Here is a 21,755-nt window from a genome sequence, read left to right on the forward strand (position 1 = left end):
ATAAAATTACAGAATAGAATTAAACAAACGTTTGCGTGCTCCATTTATAAGCATCAAGGCGCTTAGCTGTGATCAGATGGACAAGATCGCTTTCAAAATTTGAGCTATTTGAGGTTTAGAACCGCTACTCGTCAAAACGCTCAAGTGGTATGCTGTTGCCATCAAAACAGACCCATATTTTAGATTTTTGTTCTAGGCTTTTCCCCATACAAAACCTAAATATATGGTTATTAAATAAAAAAGGAGTCATCCGTGTCTGAATTCCATTCTGAGATCAGTAAATTATCCCCTGCCCCTATCTGGCAGTTCTTCGATAAGATTTGCTCAATCCCACACCCTTCTAAGCATGAAGAAGAGCTTGCTCAATACATTATTGCTTGGGCAACAGAGCAAGGCCTAGATGTACGTCGTGACCCAACGGGTAACGTATTCATCAAAAAGCCAGCAACGGCGGGTATGGAAAACAAAAAAGGTGTAGTGCTACAAGCTCACATCGATATGGTTCCACAAAAGAACGAAGACACAGTTCATGACTTTGCTAAAGATCCAATTCAACCATACATTGATGGTGAGTGGGTTACAGCTAAAGGCACAACGCTTGGCGCTGATAACGGCATGGGCATGGCTTCTTGCCTAGCGGTTCTTGCTTCAAACGAAATTCAGCACGGCCCTATCGAAGTTCTACTAACAGTAGATGAAGAAGCAGGCATGACTGGTGCTTTCGGTCTTGAAGCGGGTTGGTTAGAAGGCGATATCCTTCTTAACACCGATTCAGAGCAAGAAGGCGAAGTGTACATGGGTTGTGCTGGCGGTATCGACGGCGCAATGACATTTGAAATTGCTCGTAATGCGATTCCAGCTGACTTCGTAACACGTAAGCTAACGCTAAAAGGCCTAAAAGGCGGTCACTCTGGTTGTGACATCCACACAGGTCGTGCAAACGCAAACAAACTGCTTGCTCGCTTCCTAGCGGGTCACGCAAAAGAGCTAGACCTTCGCATCGTCGAATTCAAAGGTGGTAGCCTTCGTAACGCGATCCCTCGTGAAGGTTTCGTAACGGTTGCTGTTCCTGCGGCAAACCAAGAAAAACTGGCTTCACTATACAACTACTACACTGAGCTGCTTTCAACAGAGCTAGGTAAAGTAGAAGACAGCATCGTGACTTTCAATGAAGAAGCTTCTGTAGAAATAGGCGCACTTGCGTCAGCAGACCAAGCTCGCTTTATCGCGGCACTTAACGCATGTCCAAACGGCGTGATTCGTATGAGTGACGAGATTGAAGGTGTTGTGGAAACGTCTCTAAACGTAGGTGTTATCACAACAGAAGAGAACTCAATCACAGTACTTTGCCTGATCCGCTCTCTTATCGATTCAGGTCGTAGCCAAGTAGAAAGCATGCTTCACTCTGTTGCTGAACTAGCAGGCGCTAACATCGCGTTCTCTGGTGCTTACCCAGGTTGGAAACCAGACGCAGATTCAGAAATCATGCATATCTTCCGTGACATGTACGAAGGTATCTACGGTCACAAGCCAAACATCATGGTTATCCATGCTGGTCTTGAGTGTGGTCTATTCAAAGAACCTTACCCGAACATGGATATGGTTTCTTTCGGCCCAACCATCAAGTTTCCGCACTCTCCTGATGAGAAAGTGAAGATCGACACCGTTGAGCTATTCTGGAACCAAATGGTTGCATTGCTTGAAGCGATCCCAGAAAAAGCTTAATTCGATAAGCTATGTTTGTTCAGTAAATGGTGTTTTACAGTAAACACCGTTTATCTGAGACAAAATAAAACAGGTACTCAATGAGTACCTGTTTTTGTATCTAATCTTTGTAGCTACTACTTGTGACTAAATAAACAATTAAGCGCGTGAAGCCGCGTAGCTTTCTAGCTCATCAATTGAAGTTTGTGCCACCACTTCGCCATCGATGAAGTACGTCACCATCTCGCCATCACGAACACCGATTAACGTCGCACGCTCACCAGACTGGTAAGTAATGTCCATTTGGATCGTGTTTTCATCAATCTGCTGCATTTGACCTTTTTCGATCACATCTGCACTCGTGATAGGACCCACTGGCGCTTCCGTTAGAGACGGATCAAGTTGGTGGTTGATGTCTAGGTAAGTATCAGTCTTAGTATCAAAGATGTGCGGAGCACCTGTTAGTGGGTTGCTACCAGTCCAGAACTCTAGTGAGTTGAATACTAGGTAATCGGCAGCAACTGTTAGACCGTATGCAGGTGCAAGTAGCATGTTCAAACCACCACGAGCGTAACGGTTATCAACAGCCTTGATGTTGAACTTCATTAGGTAACCCGTTACTGCGTTGCTACCAACACAGCCAGATAAAGCAACAGATACCACCGCTAGTGCTACAACTTTTGAAATTGTTTTTTTCATTTTGATCTCAATATTTGAATTTGGCCGCCAAAAAATGGCGGTGGATAATACCAACGAACTGAATGACAAATATCAGCTCTAAGTTAATGTATTGTCAGAAAATTCAAAATTTTAAACACCCTTCAATTAGCCAGATAAAAAACTGAAACCAATTCAGAAGTCCCTTCATAAAAAACTTTTGTCGTCACCGTAAAGCGATTGATTCGTACTAAAAATCAACGATTGCTACATTCCGTGTTAACGAATTATCACCATGTTGAGAACAACCTAAATGGCAAGACTAAAACCTAATCAACCATTCGAATTACTTGGTTATACTGTTCAGCCAGGACAACGAAAAGAGATTGAACTACAGGCAGCTCAGCTTTACACGCACTCTCCACTTTCGATCCCGATTGAGATCATCCACGGTCGCCAAGCAGGCCCAACACTAATGGTAAACGCTGCTATTCACGGTGATGAGCTAAACGGTGTTGAGATTGCACGACAGTTAACTAACGCAATAGAACCTAATAAACTGAAAGGTACATTAATTGTTGTGCCGATCGTAAACGTATTTGGCTTCATTCATAAATCTCGTTACTTACCAGACCGTCGCGACCTAAACCGTTGCTTCCCAGGTAGTGAGAAAGGCTCATTGACATCACGCATCGCTTACACCTTCTTCGAAAACGTAGCGAAGCACTGTGATTACATTTTGGATCTACATACAGGTGCTATTCACCGTACTAACCTGCCACAGATTCGTGCAAACCTATCAAATCCAGAAACATTACGAATTGCGAAAGCGTTCGCAACGCCAGTAATCATTGATTCACCTTTGCGTGATGGTTCACTGCGTAGCGAAGCTGAAAAACTGGGCATCCCGGTACTGACTTATGAAGGTGGTGAAGCGCTGCGTTTTGATCCTTTAGCGATTCGTGCAGGCTATCTAGGCGTTCATCAAGTGATGAAAGAAATAGGCATGTTGCGCCCTAACCGTAAGAAGTTGCCAGAGCCAGTATTGAGCAAATCCACCAGCTGGATCCGCGCTGAATCAGACGGCATCTTGCGTAATATGGTAAGACTTGGTGAGCAAGTTGAGGCTGGGCAAACTCTAGCTTACATCAGCTCTCCTTTGGGCCACGAAGAAGGCCAAGTGATCACAACCAAAGGTGGTATTGTGATTGGCCAGCAAACGCTGCCTCTTGTCAACGAAGGTGATGCAGTATTCCACATTGCTTACTTCAAACAAGACGATGAAGAAGTAGGCCAATCAGTAGAAAGCTACATTGAAGAAGTGGCAGAAGACGATTGGCTAACTGCACTGAATAACTGATCAGACAATGCTTAACAGTTTAAGAGCTCGACGTTAAAAGCGAGAAGCCAAACCGAGCTCTTAAACACAATAAAACAGAACTCCACAAACTAAAAAGCCCCAAAACACTTTTAACTCGAAAGAAAAAAGTTGTATCGGGGCTTTTTTTCACAAATCCCTTATCTTAAAATTAAGGGATCTATAAATTAGTCATGCACTGAATTATTCAGCGTCTTGTTGCTCTTCTGCACGAGCTTTAGCGCGCGCTTCACGTGCTTGCTCAGCTTTAAGCTCTTTAGTGTGACGTAGTTCGTCACGCTCTTTACGTTGCTCTGATTTACGCTCGTTACGTTCAGCTTGGTTAGCGATGAAAGATGCTAGCTCTTTCTCTGCCCACTCTTGTGCTAGAGCTTCAGTTTCGAAACCAGACTCACGCTTAGATACTGTAGTGCTGCGAGACGTTACTTGACGAGTAATCTCTGCACACCAACCGTTGCGTTTTTCTGTAAGGCGGATATCAAATTTTTTGTTCTTAGACATGTTCTATTTTTTCCTAAGGGAGATCATTAAGGGATCGGTCACTTTGATAACTCCATCTAAGTGAGCATCTTTTAACACCATCCCTTGGTAAGCGCGGTATTAGAGCACAAATCAATGAATATTGCTGCAAATATTTGCAGCGGATCACACTCCCATGCTGCAAATCGTTTGCGCCGGATTTCAATGGGTTCGTAACTCTCGATTCATCATCAACTTCTGTGCAATTTTATCGACAACAATGAAATGAACTATGCTCAAACAGAGATAAATGAAAGAGATAACCTGCAGGCTCAGGTTTACAGACTCTACTGTCTCGCCTACTCCGCCCATAATTAAAATAGCTAAGGAGTTGCTATGGATAGCTTCATCAAACATTTACCCAAGGTTGAGCTGCATTTACATATTGAAGGCACGCTAGAACCTGAGCTGATGTTCCAACTGGCCAAGCGCAATAACGTGTCGATTCCCTTTGATAGCCCAGACCAAGTAAGAGACGCGTACCAATTCCACAATCTTCAGTCTTTTCTCGATATCTATTATCAAGGCGCTAACGTACTGATTCATGAACAGGATTTCTATGACCTGACTTGGGCTTATCTACTCAAGTGCCAACAAGATAATGTGGTTCATACTGAGATCTTTTTTGACCCTCAAACCCACACCGAACGTGGCATTGCCTTTGAAGTCATCATAAGTGGGATTACTCAAGCTTTGAATCAAGCGGAGCAAGAACTAGGGATCAGCAGCCAACTGATCATGTGCTTTCTGCGCCATCTTGATGAAGACAGCGCTTTTGAAACACTCCAACAAGCCCTTCCCTACAAAGATAAGATCATTGCCGTCGGGCTGGATTCGTCGGAAAAAGGAAACCCGCCGGAGAAGTTTAAGCATGTATTCCAAGAGGCGATCAACCAAGGGTTCCTGACCGTCGCGCACGCCGGAGAGGAAGGCCCTGCGCAAAATATTAGTGACGCGCTGAGCTTGTTGGGCATCACCCGTATTGATCATGGCGTTCGCTGTGTAGAAGATGAAGACTTGATGGAACAGCTAATCGCTAAACGCACACCGCTGACCGTATGCCCGCTATCGAATACCAAGCTAAAGGTCTTCGACACCATGCAAGAACACAATATCGTCGAGTTGCTGAGAAAAGGGCTGTGCGTCACCATCAATTCCGATGATCCGGCTTACTTCGGCGGCTATATGAATGATAACTTCCTCGCCGTCGCCAATGCTCATCCACTGACGAAAAACGAATTAGCGCAATTCAGTATTAATGCTGTCGAAGCGAGTTTCATCTCGCCTCACGCCAAAGAAGATCTCATTGCACAAGTGCGCCAATATCTTGCCGAAAATACTCCCTAAGAGAATGGACCTTTGAGAATGGAGCTTTGCTGCGATCAAAAAAGGGAAGCTCAGTGCTTCCCTTTCAAAATGGGTTCGAAAATCAATAGGCTTAGCCTGGGTGACCATCCACTCTTGGCGTTAGAAGCATCATGCCGAACTTCCAGATAAACAACCCGAATGCTAACGTCCATAAACCCGCGCTGATGTTCACCATCTCAAATAAATACGCAGGGAAGAAAGTCACACCTACGCTGCGAACCAAAGCCGCGACAAAAATAGCCGAGAACGCTAACGCCATACTTGGCCCTTTATAGATAGCACGACCGGTATGCCCCATTGTCACGCGCGTAATCATCGCAAGAATTAACCCACTCAAACCGCCAATCGCAAACAAGTGCAGCATGTTGTGGCTCGCGAACGGGTTGTCTAATAAACCACGTAGCAGCAAGCTTAAAGGAATACATAGGTAAGCCGCATGCAGTGACCACACCAAGGGCTCAGATAACGTAGTCCAAGGCTTCCAGCGGATAAAGCGCACCAACTGAGTCACACCTGCAAATACCATCAACTCATTGCCGACTTGAGCAAAGGTCAATGGGAAGAAGCTCAATACAAATAAGCCAACCAAAGGTAGATTCGCTAACCATTCTAACCAAACCAGTGGTTGTGCTTTTTCAAAATCGAAGCGACGTGCCGTGAAGAACGGAATAACTCGCCCACCCATCACTGATAGCAGCAAGGTAAACCACCATAACATTGCGTGCCATACTGCAGACGATGGGAATGGAGGCATACCTTTAACGGTCGCGTAACTAGCAAAGTTCGCCACGATAGCCAATATAAACAGCGGCACAAAGAATAGATTCTTCCAGCCTTTCGATTTAACAACTCGGAAACCAATTTCGTAAGCGGCGAAGATTAAGAACAACGCCTCAACCGATGAGATCAGCCATAACGGTGCGGGGGTCCAAAACAGAATACGAGGTGCCAACCACAAACCAACCAGTACCGCTAATCGATAGTGTTTGGTTCCATTGACGCCCGTCCACGTTTGCACCGCAGTTAACACAAAACCGACCACAATCGCCATGGCAAAGCCAAACAGCATTTCATGTACGTGCCACCAAAGCGCCGGTACTTTTAGCATTTCTGGCTGACCGTTTTGGAACATGATGACCCAAGCCACAATCGCGATCACAGCATAGAGACTGCCTAAAAAGAAGAAAGGTCTAAAACCTAATCGAAGATATGCAGGAATCGCATCTTCTACACTTTTATCTGTGATATTTAACAAACTCGTTCCTCATTTCAGATAACAAGCCAAGAGTGGCTTCTGGGAATTGCTATTTCATAGTCAAATTCATGATGCAGTAATCATCACTGCAATATTGCCTAACGTAATGCATGAAACGCGCCAAAGGTATAAAGCCAATAAAAACAAGCAACAAGGAGTCTTTAGGCTTCAAAAAAGTGTCAATAAAACACACCCCATAAAAGTCATTTAGACTCATAAGTGTGCAAAGTAAAAAACTACTGACATTTGATGAAGCCAAACATATAGTAAGACTAGTCTCAAATACAAAAGAACAGACAGGGAACGCGATGTATATTTTTGGTTATGGTAGCTTGATCAACTCCTCTTCTCGTCAACTCACAGGTCAAACAGGACAAGCGATTCCTGCGATAGTGCATGGCCTAGTTCGTCATTGGAGTAAGATCGATGACAGCTATGTTTTGTCACCTTTGATCGTGAACCTCGGTGAGGGACAAGTGAATGGAGTTTTACTTGAAGTGGATGATATTGCGCTGACTGAGTTTGATCGCCGTGAGCGTGGTTATCACCGAATCGAATTAAAGGCCTCTCAGATAGAAAGCCAAAATAAGTTTAAACAGGATCAAGCGATCTGGGTTTACATCAAAGACGAGATTCAAGCACCTTGCGAAAACAGCCCTATCGTTCAAACCTATGTCGATACGGTCTTAGCTGGATGTTTAGAAGTGTCTGAAAGCTTTGCGGCGCACTTTGTTCAACACACACAAGGTTGGCATCACCCATTAGAAAATGATCGCCACCAGCCTAAATACGGCAATCTTGCTGGGGTTTCAGATCACCACCACAGTGTGATTGATGGCTTGATACTGACTGTTCGAAGCTAGTTGATTTAGGTTGGTGAACACATTGACTCACCAACCTAAAGCGATCTTAAACGACACGAATACCTGCAGGCATCGCACGTTCCGGGGTCAGCAATACACTTTCAGATTCATCTTCCGTTTCGGCACATAACAACATGCACTCAGAAGTGTGGCCTCTCATCTTCGCCTTCGCTAGATTACACAAAACAACAACCTGCTTACCCATCAACTCTTCTTCGGTGTAGTAAGGCACTAGGCTGGTCACCGTTTGTAGCGTCTTCTCACCGATATCCACTTGCACGATGTAAAGCTTGTCTGCGTTTTCATGACGCACAACCTCAATGATCTTACCGACACGCATTTCTAACTTAGCAAAGTCACCATAAGAGACAGTATCCATTTCTCACTTCCTATATTGATTTATTTTCACTCATTAAATCATTTACTAAAATTAAGTAAAGTGTAAATGTTTACACTAGCATTAAGCCTAATAATTACAAGCGGTAAAGATCTCATTACTGGAAGTAAAATGAGAGTTTCGTTGCCTTGCACTCATTGTCGGTGTTAAATAGATGCAGCAATGTATAGAGGTTAAAAATGGCAACAATTAAAGATGTCGCAAGGGAAGCTGGTGTTTCTGTTGCAACCGTATCTCGAGTCGTAAATAAGTCTCCGAAGGCAAGTGCGAACTCAATTGAATCCGTCACCAAAGCGATGTCTAAACTAGGCTATCGCCCGAATGCCAATGCTCGCGCGCTGGTAAGCCAGAGCACCAATACCGTCGGTGTGTTGGTTGGTGATATCTCCGATCCTTTTTTTGGCACGCTGGTTAAGGCTGTCGATAATGTCGCTCGTGAGAACGGAAAGCATATCCTCGTCGGTAATGGCTCACACGATCGTGAAGAAGAAAGACAAGCGATTGAGTTACTGATCAATAGCCGTTGCGACGCCTTAGTGATCCACTCAAAAGGCCTGACAGACGAAGAACTGATTGCCTACTCAAAAGAAGTCAAAGGCTTAGTGCTGATCAATCGCTATATTGCTGAGATTGCTAACCGTTGTATTTTCTTGGACAACAAGAAAGGCGCGTATCTTGCGACTGAATATCTGATCCGTCATGGTCATAAAAATATTGCCTGTATCGCTTCATCGCACAGCATTGAAGATGCCGATGAGCGTGTACAAGGTTACTTGTCAGCACTCTCGGATTACAAAATAGCGTTATCTGACAGCTATATTGAATACTCAGCTCCCACCAGTGAAGGGGGTGAATACGCGATGACTAACCTATTAACCAAGTCTCTGCCGATCACAGGCATTGTTGCGTACAACGATTACATGGCGGCAGGTGCTTTGTCTGTCCTAGATGAAAACGGTATTCAAGCGCCGGACAAAATGTCGATCATCGGTTTCGATGATGGCTTGATTGCACGCTATGTTCATCCAAAGCTAACCACCATTCGCTACCCGATTCAGATGATGGCAGAGAAAGCGACACGACTCGCGTTGCACTTAGCCAAAGGTGAAAACACCTCAACGGAGCCAATGATGTTCTCTCCGACTTTGGTGCGCCGTAATTCGGTAGAGAAAATCTAAGTTCTGGTCAACTCACCAAACAACAAACAAAAAAAAGCCCTAACAGAATCGCTTCTGTTAGGGCTTTCCTACCTTACTCTGATACCCAACAATCGCGCTTAATAAATCACACGCTTGTTGAGCGCCACTTTTGCTCATCCCCCAAGAACAACGCGATAACTCACATCGTTCTATTCACAAACAAAAGCAATTGGCATAACCGTTTTGAGCTAGAGCGTACTAGTTTGAAGAATCCCCCGAAAATTCAAACTGGTAACAGGTACGGTAGTTATATTCTTGTTCAGGCTTGAGAATACAACTGTCCTGCTTCCACTCTGGGTGGTTAGGAGAGTCAGGTAAGAACTGGGTTTCTAACGCCAATCCAGCGTAGTCTTCATAGCTGCCACCACTTCGGTTTGGTGTACCACCAAGCCAGTTTCCGGTGTATAGCTGCATCGCAGGTTTGGTTGAAAATACTTTTAGTGTGACGAGCGCATCTGGTGACGTTACGGTAGCTGCGCATTGAGTGCGCTTACAGCCATCAGCCAATAGGAAAGAGTGGTCGTAACCCTTTGCTGCTTTCTGCTGTTCATCACCCAACAAACGCTCTGAGATCATCATAGGCTGATTGAAGTCGAAGCTGGTCGATTTCACCGATTTAAGATTGCCTAATGGAATACCTACCGAGTTGGTCGGTAAGAACTGATTGGCGTTGATGCTCACAATGTGTGACAAACAATCGTGGCCGGCTTCTGCACCAAGTAGATTGAAGTACGCATGATTCGTTAGGTTGACTACGGTCGGCTTGTCTGTGGTTGCAGAGTAATTAATGGAAACTCGATTGTCTTCGGTGATGTCATAACGCACCGACACATTCAAATTCCCCGGGAATCCTTGGTCGCCATCAGCAGACTCAAGAGTAAACATCACTGACGTTTCGGTTTGCTCGGCAATATTCCAACGACGTTTATCAAAACCGTTCGGACCACCATGTAAAGTATTGCCCGCTTGGTTGGTTTCCAGCTTGTAGTTTTGACCATCAATTTTGAAACGACCATTGGCTATGCGGTTAGCATAACGACCAACAGTTGTGCCCATATAGCTGGCTTGTTTATCGAAGTTCTCCATTGAGTTAACACCCAACAAAACCTCTCTTTTATTTCCCTTTACTGGCAGGATACAGCTCAACCATGTTGCACCAATGTCCATGAATGTCACTTGCATGCCATGCGTATTTGATAGCGTCACTAACTGAGCGGGTTGGCCATCATAGGCTGGATTTTGTGTCATGGATTGATGCAGGTTTTGCTCTTGTGTCATTCTAAATTCCTTCTAGTGCCAGTAAAAAGCCTCTATCTGAAATAAAGGCTTTAGCATTTGGCCTACCATGATCTTTTTACTTGGTAAGCTCTATATTAAGTCTCGAAGCGTTTAGATTACTTCAACTAAGCCTGCTCCGTCTTTCGCTTGGCACACATAAATAGATTCTTTTAGACCCGTCGCCGCTTGATATTTCTGCTCAACGGTTGTTTTAATTTCATCAACCAATGCAGGTGGAACCAATGCCACAATACAACCACCGAAACCACCGCCAGTCATACGCACGCCACCTTGATCACCAATCACGTGTTTTACTAGCTCAACTAAGGTGTCGACTTCTTTGACTGTGATTTCAAAGTCATCACGCATTGACGCATGTGATTCAGCCATCAATTCACCCATGCGTTTCATATCATGAGTACGCAGAGCTTGAGCCGCTTCAACGGTACGGTCATTTTCAGTGATCACGTGACGAGCGCGTTTCGCGACCATTTCATCCAACTCAGACTCTTTCGCTTTGAATTGTTCAATAGTCACATCACGAAGTGCAAGAACACCAAAGATGCGCGCCGCTTCTTCACACTGTTCACGACGCGTGTTGTATTCGCTGTCGACTAAGCCGCGTTTCTTGTTTGAGTTGATGATAACTACAGCCATATCTTCTGGCATTGAAACCGCTTGAGTTTCTAGGCTACGACAATCCAAAAGCATCGCGTGATTTGTGCGACCTTCTGCAGAGATCATTTGGTCCATGATGCCGCAATTACAGCCCACAAATTCGTTTTCGGCTTGCTGACCATTTAGCGCCACTTCGGCTTGGCTGATCTCTAGATTGTAAAGCACCTTGAATGTCTGACCGATGACCACTTCCAGTGCCGCAGAAGAACTTAAACCTGCACCTTGAGGCACGTTGCCCGTTACAGAGATGTCTGCACCTGTAAATTCAAAACCACGACCTTTTAAGCACTTCACCACACCACGAATGTAGTTAGCCCACATCTTATCTTGTTGGAATGTGATCTCTTGAGTTAAGTCGAACTCATCCACTGCATTACCGTAGTCTACTGATACTACGCGCACGATGTTGTCGTCACGCTGAGCCGCTGCCACTACCGTTTGGTAGTTAATGGCACACGGTAGAACAAAACCATCGTTGTAGTCGGTATGCTCGCCAATCAGGTTCACACGACCTGGGGCTTGGATAATATGAGTCGCTTGGTAACCAAGGACTTGCTCAAAAGATGCTTTCACGTTTTGGATCAGGTCAGACATAAGTAAACTCTCTGGTTAAACTCTTTGTTCAATTGGTTATGGCCCCTTTACGGCACCACTTTAATTCTTTTAGATCCCCTATCTCGTTCATCTCTCACGGTAGGGAATGACAACATCGGCGTCTAAGCTCCTAAGCTCCTAAAAACTTAAGCTCTTAAGCTCCTAACTTATAGGCCTTTCACCTGCCGTCATTCCAGAATCGAGGGACGAGATATCAGGAATCTCGCTTTTTTATTTAGTAACCGAGTTATCGATTAGTTTTACTATCAACGGAACAGGCTATTCCTGCTCTTTGTAGTGAACGTCACTCAAATCACGAAGACGTTGTGCCGCTTGTTCTGCGGTTAAATCACGCTGAGACTCAGCCAACATTTCGTAGCCGACCATGAATTTACGAACCGAAGCACTGCGCAACAGTGGCGGGTAGAACAACGCATGTAGCTGCCAATGGTCGATGTCAGTACCTTCTTCGAAGAACGGCGCATAGTGCCAGCCCATTGAGTAAGGGAATGAGCATTGGAACAAGTTGTCGTAACGGCTCGTCAGCTTCTTAATCGCAAGCGCTAAATCATCACGCTGCTCGTCAGTCAGTTCACTCATACGGCGGATGTGTGTTTTTGGCAGCAACATGGTTTCAAATGGCCACGCTGCCCAGTAAGGCACCACAGCAATCCAATGTTCGGTTTCAACCACAGTACGAGAGCCGTCTTTCATTTCAGCTTCAACGTAATCCACTAAAAGATTAGAACCTTGTTGTTCGAAGTACTCTTTTAGTAGTTTTTCTTTGCGTTCAATCTCATTGGGTAAAAAGCTGTTTGCCCAGATTTGACCGTGTGGGTGTGGCTGAGAGCAGCCCATGGTCTCACCTTTGTTTTCAAACGCTTGAACCCACAGGTAGTCTTTACCTAGCTCTTCAATCTGTTCATTCCAGGTATCAATCACACCACGGATCTTGTTTACCGGAAGCTCCGGCAGCGTTTTGCTGTGGTCCGGAGAAAAACAGATCACGCGGCTCAACCCACGTACACCTTGAGTCTTGAATAGAGGGTTATCGGACTCTGGAGCATCAGGTGAGTCAGGCATCAACGCCGCGAAATCATTACTGAATACATAAGTGCCGTCGTAATCTGGGTTTTCATCGCCCGAAATACGCGTATTGGTTGGGCACAAGAAACACTCTTTCTCATACTCAGGAAGCTGCGCTGTCGATGGTTTTTCATCTTGGCCACTCCAAGGACGCTTTGCTCGGTGCGGTGAGACTAAGATCCACTGACCCGTTAATGGGTTATAACGACGGTGCGGATGGTCTACTGGGTTAAATTCAACTTTTGACATGTTTAGATTGCTCTCAAATTTTGTGTCTTGGTCAATTCACCAAGATGAATAATTCTTCTACAAGGAGATTCCCTATCACGCTCGTTCCTCGCTGTAGGGAATGACGTGTGATCTCGTTGTGCTATTTGTGCAAAGGCAACCACTTCATAGCCTTATGCTCATCCGTCATTCCAGAATAGAGGCACGAGATATCTGGAATCTCTCTTTTCTCATATCTTGTCTTTGCCTTCCCCAAAGAAATTGGAGTTGCAGCTAGGCAGCAAGATTTCCAATATCCATGAGCATAGATCTTCTATGTGATTGGAATTGGTAAGCGCAGCTAACAACGCTGCGGCTTCAATTACGAAGGGGAATAGCCGTTCGGGTTATTTGACTGCCAATTCCACGTATCTGCCGTCATCTCCATCACGCTACGCGTCGCCTTCCAGCCAAGCTCGCGCTCTGCTTTTTCAGTGCTTGCCCAACATTCAGCAATATCACCAGCGCGGCGTGGGCAAAGTTCATAAGGAACTGGCTTACCCGATGCTTGTGCGAAGGCTTCAACCATCTCGAGTACGCTTGAGCCTTTGCCCGTGCCTAGGTTGTAAATGTGTAAACCCGCCTTCTCGCCCACCGCTTTCAATGCGGCTACGTGTCCGTCCGCTAAATCCATAACATGAATATAGTCGCGAACGCCTGTGCCATCGACTGTTGGGTAATCGTTTCCAAAAACAGCCAATTTGTAGCGACGACCTACCGCTACTTGAGCAATAAACGGCATCAGATTGTTTGGGATACCTTGTGGGTCTTCACCCATAGTGCCCGATGGATGGGCGCCAACTGGGTTAAAGTAGCGCAGTAACGTCACGCTCCAGTCGTTTTCGGCGTTGAACAAATCACTCAAACATTCTTCGACCATGTACTTACTGCGACCATAAGGATTAGTTGTTGCACCCGTTGGAGAGCTTTCAGTAATTGGCACCACTTCTGGATCACCGTAAACGGTAGCCGAAGAGCTAAATACAATGCTCTTCACACCCGCTTTCTTCATGCTGCGAGCTAACACTAATGATCCATTGACGTTGTTATCGTAGTACTCCAAAGGCTTGGACACCGACTCCCCAACCGCTTTCAGGCCAGCAAAGTGAATCACAGCTTGGATATCGTTTTCTGAAAAAACGCTATCTAGAAAAGATTGATCACGAATGTCGCCAAGATAAAAAGTTGGTCGCTTACCGGTCAATGATTCGATTCGCTCCAGTACTAGCTCTTTGCTGTTGCAAAGGTTATCAACAATGATCGGCTCCATACCTGCCTGTATCATTTGAATGCATGTATGACTTCCGATGTAACCCATGCCGCCCGTAACCAGTACTTTCACAATCAACCTCTCTTTGTCGTCATTCGTGGGCTAACTCGAACTGACATTCAGCTCAGTAGCACCGTATGTCAGAAATAGTAGCAGCCATTTTGACTATAATTCTGTGATCAAAACCACGAAGTGTAAACGTTTACACTAACTTTCATCATTGGTACTGCTCATGACATAGAGGGAATGTATAGCTGTTAACCTCTAATTTATTGAATTTTAATAAGATAATTATAGATAGTTAGATTTGAGACATCACAGATGAGTTGAGCATTTATTTTACTAAAAGTTAATGCAATGACGTCCAGTTTGATTACAATAGGTCTGTAGAATAAAGAGGTGCATTGCTTTTTTACTAAATACCAATTTCAAAGCAGCGCAATGTTCCAATAACAGGAAGTGAGTATGGCAACGTTAAAAGATATCGCGACTGAAGCGAATGTATCATTGGCTACAGTTTCAAGGGTTCTCAATGAAGATCCAACATTAAGCGTCAAGGAAGAGACCAAAAGGCGTATCTTTGAAATTGCAGAGAAGTTGGAATACAAAACCAGCAGCTCACGAAAAACCGTTAGCAGTAAAAAACAAAACCATCACTTCCTAGCACTGTATAACTACAAGCAAGAAGCGGAAGTTAACGACCCTTACTATCTATCGATTCGCCACGGGATTGAAACCCAATGTGAAAAGATGGAAGTTAAGCTAACCAACTGTTATGAAAGTAAAATACAGATCAATTCAGCACCAATCACAGGTGTTTTGTTGGTGGGTAGAATGACACCAGAGGTTATCGAGCAAGCTAAAAAGCTGAGCGATAATATCTGTTATGTCGATTTTACCGATCACTCAGAACCTTATGACTCTGTCGATATCGACCTGGCTTTGATCAGCAAAGAGATCACCAACTTCTTTATCAACCAAGGCTATGAGCGCATCGGCTTTATTGGTGGCCAAGACGACGTCAATACCCCTGATATTCGTGAAGTCGCTTTTGCTGAATATGGTGGCCTCAAGAACGTTGTCAGTGAGCAAGACATCTACCGTGGTGACTTCTCTAGCTCATCAGGTTACAAGCTTGCAAAACAGATGCTCGCGACGGGCGACTACCCTAAAGCCATGTTTATTGCGTCAGATTCCATCGCAATTGGCGTTTTACGAGCAGTTCATGAGCACGGATTAAACATCCCTGAAGATATTGCGCTGATCAGTGTAAACGACATCCCAACAGCTAAATTTACCTTCCCATCTTTATCAACGGTTCGTATTCACTCTGAACTGATGGGAATTCAAGGCGTTAACCTGCTGATTGAAAAAGTACGCGACGGCCGAACCATCCCGTTACGCGTCTATGTACCAAGCAAACTTAAGCTGCGCGATACAACAAAATAATTAAACATATCAAGTAGATAAATAAAGGCTACCTTTGTTGAAGGTGGCCTTTTTTGTGCCCGTCACATACATCAATCGACACATATCTCCCTCTTTAACCTACTGCGTAAATCAGCCAATAGCATTCTTTTAAGTGGATCACACAGCACCGTAAAAAGACCAAAAAAAACGTGATGAAGTTAAAGTAAAACGTTTTCACCAATTTCATTTAGTAAAACTTTTACTAATAATTACCTCAGTCCAAAAATATTCGTATTCACTACGACCCAATTACGCATAAGAACGTCGGTCAGCAAACTGCATTCAGACCGAGAGAGAGGCAACGTGAACAACTGGGAAAACTTCCTGAACTTACATGAGAACCGTATGGCACCGCGTGCATACTTCTTCTCGTACGCATCAGAAAAAAATGCAAAAACGTTTCAGCGTGAACTGAGCAGCCACTTCCAACTATTGAGTGGCCAATGGAATTTCAGCTATTTCACCAATCCGCTATTGGTTCCTGAAGAGTTCTATTCTCAGGAAATGAGCGACTGGGGAAACATCACGGTTCCAAACATGTGGCAAATGGAAGGCCACGGCGATCTTCAATACACAGATGAAGGTTTCCCATTCCCAATTGATGTGCCTTTCGTACCATCAGACAACCCAACCGGCGCATACCAACGCTCTTTCTTCCTTGGCGAAAGCTGGGACGAGAAACAAACCATCATCAAATTTGATGGCGTTGAAACTTACTTCGAAGTTTACGTAAACGGCGAGTACGTGGGCTTCAGCAAAGGCAGCCGCCTAACCGCTGAGTTCGATATCTCTAGCCAGGTAAAAGCAGGCAACAACCTACTTTCTATTCGAGTGATGCAGTGGGCCGACTCTACCTACATTGAAGACCAAGACATGTGGTGGACGGGCGGTATCTTCCGTGACGTTTACCTAGTAGGTAAAGAACAACTGCACGTTCAAGACGTTACCGTTCGCACTGACTTCGACGACGCTTACCAAAGCGCGACCCTGTTATGCAAAGTGGAACTAGAAAACCTAGCAGCAGCGGCAAACGCAACCCTTGAGTACGCATTGCTTGATGGCAGCCAAGTTATCTCGCAAGGCTCAGTAGATAACCTAACTGTTCCTAACCAACAGACTGGCGGCAATGCCGATACTCAATTCTCTATCGATGTAGTTAACCCTGTCCAATGGAACGCTGAGAACCCTTACCTATACCAACTGCTGCTTACGCTGAAAGATGGTGACGGCAAGGTGTTGGAAGTGATTCCACAGCGCGTTGGTTTCCGCGACATTAAAGTTCGCGATGGTCTGTTCTACATCAACAACAAATACGTGATGCTGCACGGTGTAAACCGTCACGACAACGACCACCTAAAAGGTCGTGCGGTTGGCATGGATCGCGTAGAGAAAGACTTAGTGTTGATGAAGCAGCACAACATCAACTCAGTACGCACGGCGCACTACCCGAACGACCCACGCTTCTACGAACTGTGTGATATTTATGGCCTATTCGTTATGGGCGAAACCGATGTTGAAACACACGGCTTTGCTAACGTTGGTGACCTAAGCCGCATCACTAACGATGCTGCATGGGAAGCGGTGTTTGTTGAACGTATCGAACGTCATATCCACGCTCAAAAGAACCACCCTTCTATCATCATGTGGTCTTTAGGTAACGAATCAGGCTACGGCTGCAATATCCGCTCTATGTACGATGCGGCAAAAGCGATTGATGACACCCGCTTGGTTCACTATGAAGAAGACCGCGATGCTGAAGTGGTCGACATCATTTCAACCATGTACTCACGTGCTCAACTGATGAATGCCTTCGGTGAATTCCCACACGAAAAACCACGCATTATCTGTGAATACGCACACGCAATGGGTAATGGCCCAGGTGGCTTAACCGAATACCAAAACGTGTTCTACAAGCACGATGCAATTCAAGGTCACTACGTTTGGGAATGGTGTGACCACGGCATTCTAGCGCGTGATGAAGCGGGTACTGAGTTCTATAAGTACGGCGGTGACTACGGTGACTACCCGAACAACTACAACTTCTGCATGGACGGTTTGATCTACCCAGACCAAACACCGGGGCCAGGCTTAAAAGAGTACAAGCAGGTTATCGCACCAGTGAAGATCCGTGACTTCAATGCTGAAGACGGCACCTTCACAGTAGACAACAAACTTTGGTTCTCAAACATCGATGACTACACCATCACTGCGGAAATCCGTGCTGAAGGTGAAACCATTGCTGTGCAACACATCAAGATTGAAGAACTGGCAGAAAACTCGAGCCGTGAACTGACACTTAACTTGCCACAACTTGATGAGCGCGAAGTGTTTGTGAACTTTACCGTGCGCAAGGATTCTCGTACGCCTTACAGCGAAGCGAACCACGACATCGCGGTGTATCAATTCCAAGTGAAAGAGAACACAGCACAGCTAGAAGCCTTCACTAACAACAATGCGACAGCACTGAATGTGGAAGAGTCTCGTTTAGCTTACCTAATCAAAGGCCACAACTTCGCACTGAACTTCTCGAAAGTGAACGGCAAGCTGACGTCATGGTTGGTCAATGGCGAAGAGATGATTAAGTCAGAACCACGAATCAACTTCTTCAAGCCAATGATCGATAACCATAAACAAGAGCACGATGGTTACTGGGAGCCTGCACACTTGCAAATTATGCAGGAGCACTTCCGTAGCATTGACCTTGAATGCGTTAACGTTGAACAGGTAAATGGCAAGGTAGAGATCACCACCACCAGCATCATTGCTCCACCAGTATTCGATTTCGGCATGCGTTGTGAATATCGCTACCAAGTTAATGCTGAAGGCCAATTGAACGTTGAGCTAAGCGGCGAACGTTACGGTGAGTACCCTCATGTAATTCCTGTGATTGGTTTTGATATGGGCATCAACGGCGACTTCGACCAAGTCCAATATTACGGACGCGGCCCTGAAGAGAACTACCAAGACAGCAAGCAAGCCAACATGATTGATGTGTACCAATCAACCGTTGCAGACATGTTCGAGAACTACCCGTTCCCACAGAACAACGGCAACCGCCAACACGTTCGTTGGGCTGCGCTTTCAAGCCGCGCGGGTAATGGTATTGCAGTAAAACCACAGCAAGAAATCAACTTCAGCGCATGGTTCTACACCAACCAAAACCTGCACCAAGCACAACACACCATTGAGCTAGAGAAAAGCGGTTACATCACGTTAAACCTAGATCACCAAGTGATGGGCTTAGGCTCTAACTCTTGGGGCAGCGAAGTGCTCGATTCTTACCGCGTTTACATGGACGAGTTCCGCTACGGTTTAACTCTGATTCCATTCCAAGCAGGCGATTGCGATGCGCAGCACCTAATCAATCACAACTTTGGCGATGAGTTTTTTACGGTGAATGCACCAAAAGCTCAACCACAACTGAACGAGGCATAAGCGATGATCGTTTTAGAGAACTTAGAACAATTTAAAGTCGTCTACCGCGATGGTCGTAAATGGCAACGCTGTGTAGAAGCGATTGAAAACATCGGAAACATCAAAGATGGCGTGATGTATTCAATTGGTGATTCACTGGCTTACATGATTGAAGACGGTGTGGCTCGTAACACAGAAAACTTCACCGGTAATCGTCGTTACTTCGACGTGCACTACTACCTAGAAGGCCGTGAAACGGTTGAATTCGCAGCGAAATCAGAGCTAGAGCAGATCCAAGCTTATAGCGATGAAACCGACCGCGAACACCTAATGGGGAACGGTGAAACTCGTGAGCTAGCTGAAGGCCAAGTGGCGATCTTTGACAACAATCAGGCTTACCGTTTCCACGGTGATAACCGAGTTCGAAAAGTGGTACTGAAAGTGACCATTGAAGACGGTTACTTCCTCAATAAATAAACAATAACGCTATCTATTCACAGTATGTATCGAGCCTTGCCGTTCAAGGCTCCAACATGCTGAACAAAGCCTCAATGCTTCCTCCCTACAAGGAAGCATTGAGAAATAACGACTATAATTACGTGATTCCTCGGAGGACACTATGTCTGAATCTGTACGCGGTAAGTTAGGCAAATTTGCCCTACTCTCCATGACATTTGCAGCGGTATTTAACGTTCGCAACATTGTAAACAACAACATCGAATTGGGATTGAGTTCAGCCCCTATCTTTTTGCTCGCGACCCTTATTTACTTCATTCCGTTCGTGTTCATCATTGCTGAATTCGTATCAGCAAATAAAAATTCTGAGTCAGGCATGTATGACTGGCTAAAAAAACCACTAGGCTCAAAAGCAGCCTACCTAGGTTCCTTCCTATACTGGTTCGTAAACCTTTTCTGGTTTGTATCCCTGCTACCAAACGTAATCGCCTATGCGTCTTACGCGATGTTGGGCTATGAATACGCCTTCTCGCCAGTCGTCACATCGGCTATCTCGATTGCTCTGTTTGCTGCAGCAACTCACATCTCAACCAAAGGCGCGAGCTGGCTAGGTAAGATTGCCGAGATCGTGGCCTACGGTGTATTCGCTCTGTTTGCAATCTACGTTATCGGTGCACTAATGGCACTGGGCGGCAACCATGAGCCAGTAGAACCAATCACGCTTGAAGCAATGACACCGACCATCAACTGGGCAACGCTAGGTATCATGTGTTGGATCTTCCAAGCAGCCGGTGGTGCAGAAACCGCAGCCGCTTACCTAAACGATGTTAAGGGCGGTCACAAGTCTTTCATCAAGGTTATCATTGGTGCAGGTATCGCAATCGGCGCAATGTACGCAGTGGGCTCTCTTCTAGTAAACGTATTCGTTGCTCGTGATGAACTGACCTACGCTGGCGGCATGGTTGAAATCTTCACAGGTATGGCAAACTACTTCGACATTTCACAATCTCTAACGGGTCGCTTCGTCGGTATTATCCTATTCGTTGCTATGTTCGGTTCGATGATGATGTGGACAGCAGCTCCAGTAAAAATTCACTTCTCTGAAATCCCTAAAGGTGTTTACGGCGAGAAGACAACAGAGCTTAACGAACACGGTGTACCAGTACGTGCAGCTTGGTGGCAGTTCGCGTTTGTATTCGTGATGCTTGTGGTGAACGGCTTCGGCTCTGAATCTGTACAAGACATGATGAATACAGCAATCAATCTAACAGCAGGTACCGCAATGCTACCGCCAATCTTCATCATGGTGGCCTACTTTGTATTCCGCTTGAAACACGACGACACACCGCGTGATTTCCGCATGGGTACTCGAGTTCAAGGTATGGCAGTAGTATCGGTACTGATTGGTATCTTCATTGTGAGCATGACAGCATCGGCATTCCCGACAGGTGTTGACCTTGTTCAAGCCTTCTTCATCAACGTCTTCATGACAGCGGTATTCTCTGGTATCGCATGGTGGTGGATCTCTCGCTTTGAAAAGAAGCAAGCAGGTAAAGAAGCAAAGCTAGAAACGGCTAAGCAGTCGTAATCCAGAATCTATACATCTAGTTAAAAGCGCCTTAATTGGCGCTTTTTTTGTTTTAAATCAGATAATTAAAATAAAAACCCCAAAAATAAAAACGGCGTTCCGTCAAGGTTTCAGTTCACGAAAAACACCAATTAATAGGTAATAAAACTCAAATAAAAACCAAGGTAAAACATTAACTAAATTTATTTACTCAAGGTCACATATTTGATCAATTTTGATTAACTTCCCGCCGCTTAATCTTTAATCTTCTTGCTGAAGAGACGAACGAGTTCATATTTAAAAACGACAAAAAAGCCCCTACAAGCCTTACAAAT

General features: G+C 45.1%; 17 protein-coding genes. 9 read left to right on the forward strand and 8 right to left on the reverse strand.

Translation table 11 applies throughout. The features are described 5' to 3' along the window. Positions 1-252 precede the first annotated feature (252 nt). A complete protein-coding gene (locus AB6E51_RS16000) occupies positions 253-1,725 on the forward strand; it encodes an aminoacyl-histidine dipeptidase (RefSeq protein ID WP_372057905.1) in 1,473 nt (490 codons plus the stop codon). A gap of 138 nt (positions 1,726-1,863) precedes the next feature. Here the strand turns inward: AB6E51_RS16000 and AB6E51_RS16005 are convergent, their stop codons facing one another. Continuing rightward, positions 1,864-2,403 (reverse strand): DUF3332 family protein, encoded by a 540-nt coding sequence (locus AB6E51_RS16005; RefSeq protein WP_048605541.1) that lies wholly within the window; start codon positions 2,401-2,403, stop codon positions 1,864-1,866. Positions 2,404-2,674: 271 nt separating this feature from the next. Here AB6E51_RS16005 and AB6E51_RS16010 point away from each other — a divergent pair, with 271 nt between their 5' ends. Then, on the forward strand, positions 2,675-3,721 hold the full coding sequence (locus AB6E51_RS16010) for a succinylglutamate desuccinylase/aspartoacylase family protein (protein WP_372057906.1): 1,047 nt from the start codon (positions 2,675-2,677) through the stop codon (positions 3,719-3,721). A gap of 201 nt (positions 3,722-3,922) precedes the next feature. On the opposite strand, the gene AB6E51_RS16015 is transcribed toward AB6E51_RS16010, so the two are convergent. Continuing rightward, positions 3,923-4,240, reverse strand: a complete 318-nt coding sequence (locus AB6E51_RS16015) for a DUF3622 domain-containing protein (RefSeq protein ID WP_017069509.1) — start codon at positions 4,238-4,240, stop codon at positions 3,923-3,925. A 354-nt stretch (positions 4,241-4,594) separates the two neighbouring features. Between AB6E51_RS16015 and AB6E51_RS16020 the strand changes: the two genes are divergently transcribed. After that, positions 4,595-5,605: an adenosine deaminase gene (locus AB6E51_RS16020; protein ID WP_102547986.1), complete on the forward strand. Its 1,011-nt coding sequence runs from the start codon at positions 4,595-4,597 to the stop codon at positions 5,603-5,605. A gap of 91 nt (positions 5,606-5,696) precedes the next feature. On the opposite strand, the gene AB6E51_RS16025 is transcribed toward AB6E51_RS16020, so the two are convergent. After that, positions 5,697-6,881 (reverse strand): NnrS family protein, encoded by a 1,185-nt coding sequence (locus tag AB6E51_RS16025; protein ID WP_017084194.1) that lies wholly within the window; start codon positions 6,879-6,881, stop codon positions 5,697-5,699. Positions 6,882-7,189: 308 nt separating this feature from the next. Between AB6E51_RS16025 and AB6E51_RS16030 the strand changes: the two genes are divergently transcribed. Beyond that, positions 7,190-7,744, forward strand: a complete 555-nt coding sequence (locus AB6E51_RS16030) for a gamma-glutamylcyclotransferase family protein (RefSeq protein WP_102495364.1) — start codon at positions 7,190-7,192, stop codon at positions 7,742-7,744. A 46-nt stretch (positions 7,745-7,790) separates the two neighbouring features. Here AB6E51_RS16030 and AB6E51_RS16035 read toward each other — a convergent pair whose 3' ends face one another. Beyond that, entirely contained in the window at positions 7,791-8,123 is a 333-nt protein-coding gene (locus AB6E51_RS16035) for a tRNA-binding protein (protein ID WP_004734420.1), read from the reverse strand. Positions 8,124-8,320: 197 nt separating this feature from the next. Here AB6E51_RS16035 and AB6E51_RS16040 point away from each other — a divergent pair, with 197 nt between their 5' ends. Then, entirely contained in the window at positions 8,321-9,319 is a 999-nt protein-coding gene (locus tag AB6E51_RS16040) for a substrate-binding domain-containing protein (RefSeq protein ID WP_065205070.1), read from the forward strand. 219 nt (positions 9,320-9,538) lie between these two features. On the opposite strand, the gene galM is transcribed toward AB6E51_RS16040, so the two are convergent. From galM to galE, 4 genes are all read right to left on the reverse strand, one after another. After that, positions 9,539-10,618 (reverse strand): galactose-1-epimerase, encoded by a 1,080-nt coding sequence (gene galM / locus AB6E51_RS16045; protein WP_372057908.1) that lies wholly within the window; start codon positions 10,616-10,618, stop codon positions 9,539-9,541. Positions 10,619-10,729: 111 nt separating this feature from the next. After that, positions 10,730-11,890, reverse strand: coding sequence for a galactokinase (gene galK / locus AB6E51_RS16050; protein ID WP_372057910.1), 1,161 nt, complete (start codon positions 11,888-11,890; stop codon positions 10,730-10,732). 279 nt (positions 11,891-12,169) lie between these two features. Continuing rightward, positions 12,170-13,225, reverse strand: coding sequence for a UDP-glucose--hexose-1-phosphate uridylyltransferase (locus AB6E51_RS16055; RefSeq protein WP_102483416.1), 1,056 nt, complete (start codon positions 13,223-13,225; stop codon positions 12,170-12,172). 340 nt (positions 13,226-13,565) lie between these two features. Continuing rightward, positions 13,566-14,585, reverse strand: coding sequence for a UDP-glucose 4-epimerase GalE (gene galE / locus AB6E51_RS16060; protein WP_372057911.1), 1,020 nt, complete (start codon positions 14,583-14,585; stop codon positions 13,566-13,568). A gap of 393 nt (positions 14,586-14,978) precedes the next feature. Between galE and ebgR the strand changes: the two genes are divergently transcribed. The 4 genes from ebgR to AB6E51_RS16080 all read left to right on the forward strand — a co-directional run bounded on the left by ebgR (position 14,979) and on the right by AB6E51_RS16080 (position 21,441). Continuing rightward, positions 14,979-15,962 carry a transcriptional regulator EbgR gene (gene ebgR, locus AB6E51_RS16065; RefSeq protein ID WP_017069515.1) on the forward strand — a complete coding sequence of 328 codons (984 nt, stop codon included), beginning with the start codon at positions 14,979-14,981 and terminating at the stop codon, positions 15,960-15,962. 324 nt (positions 15,963-16,286) lie between these two features. Further along, on the forward strand, positions 16,287-19,418 hold the full coding sequence (gene ebgA / locus AB6E51_RS16070; RefSeq protein ID WP_372057912.1) for a beta-galactosidase subunit alpha: 3,132 nt from the start codon (positions 16,287-16,289) through the stop codon (positions 19,416-19,418). Positions 19,419-19,421: 3 nt separating this feature from the next. Continuing rightward, positions 19,422-19,874, forward strand: a complete 453-nt coding sequence (locus AB6E51_RS16075; protein WP_017066026.1) for a beta-galactosidase subunit beta — start codon at positions 19,422-19,424, stop codon at positions 19,872-19,874. A 142-nt stretch (positions 19,875-20,016) separates the two neighbouring features. Further along, a complete protein-coding gene (locus AB6E51_RS16080) occupies positions 20,017-21,441 on the forward strand; it encodes an amino acid permease (protein WP_017063320.1) in 1,425 nt (474 codons plus the stop codon). Positions 21,442-21,755 lie beyond the last annotated feature (314 nt).

This window comes from Vibrio sp. 10N.247.311.47, from assembly GCF_041467535.1.
Lineage (GTDB): Bacteria > Pseudomonadota > Gammaproteobacteria > Enterobacterales > Vibrionaceae > Vibrio > Vibrio crassostreae_C.

Coding starts and splice junctions, on each gene's coding strand:
- AB6E51_RS16005 (WP_048605541.1), bottom strand. CDS start 2,403: ATGAAAAAAACAATTTCAAAAGTTGTAGCACTAGCGGTGGTATCTGTT.
- AB6E51_RS16010 (WP_372057906.1), top strand. CDS start 2,675: ATGGCAAGACTAAAACCTAATCAACCATTCGAATTACTTGGTTATACT.
- AB6E51_RS16015 (WP_017069509.1), bottom strand. CDS start 4,240: ATGTCTAAGAACAAAAAATTTGATATCCGCCTTACAGAAAAACGCAAC.
- AB6E51_RS16020 (WP_102547986.1), top strand. CDS start 4,595: ATGGATAGCTTCATCAAACATTTACCCAAGGTTGAGCTGCATTTACAT.
- AB6E51_RS16030 (WP_102495364.1), top strand. CDS start 7,190: ATGTATATTTTTGGTTATGGTAGCTTGATCAACTCCTCTTCTCGTCAA.
- AB6E51_RS16035 (WP_004734420.1), bottom strand. CDS start 8,123: ATGGATACTGTCTCTTATGGTGACTTTGCTAAGTTAGAAATGCGTGTC.
- AB6E51_RS16040 (WP_065205070.1), top strand. CDS start 8,321: ATGGCAACAATTAAAGATGTCGCAAGGGAAGCTGGTGTTTCTGTTGCA.
- galM (WP_372057908.1), bottom strand. CDS start 10,618: ATGACACAAGAGCAAAACCTGCATCAATCCATGACACAAAATCCAGCC.
- galK (WP_372057910.1), bottom strand. CDS start 11,890: ATGTCTGACCTGATCCAAAACGTGAAAGCATCTTTTGAGCAAGTCCTT.
- AB6E51_RS16055 (WP_102483416.1), bottom strand. CDS start 13,225: ATGTCAAAAGTTGAATTTAACCCAGTAGACCATCCGCACCGTCGTTAT.
- ebgR (WP_017069515.1), top strand. CDS start 14,979: ATGGCAACGTTAAAAGATATCGCGACTGAAGCGAATGTATCATTGGCT.
- AB6E51_RS16075 (WP_017066026.1), top strand. CDS start 19,422: ATGATCGTTTTAGAGAACTTAGAACAATTTAAAGTCGTCTACCGCGAT.
- AB6E51_RS16080 (WP_017063320.1), top strand. CDS start 20,017: ATGTCTGAATCTGTACGCGGTAAGTTAGGCAAATTTGCCCTACTCTCC.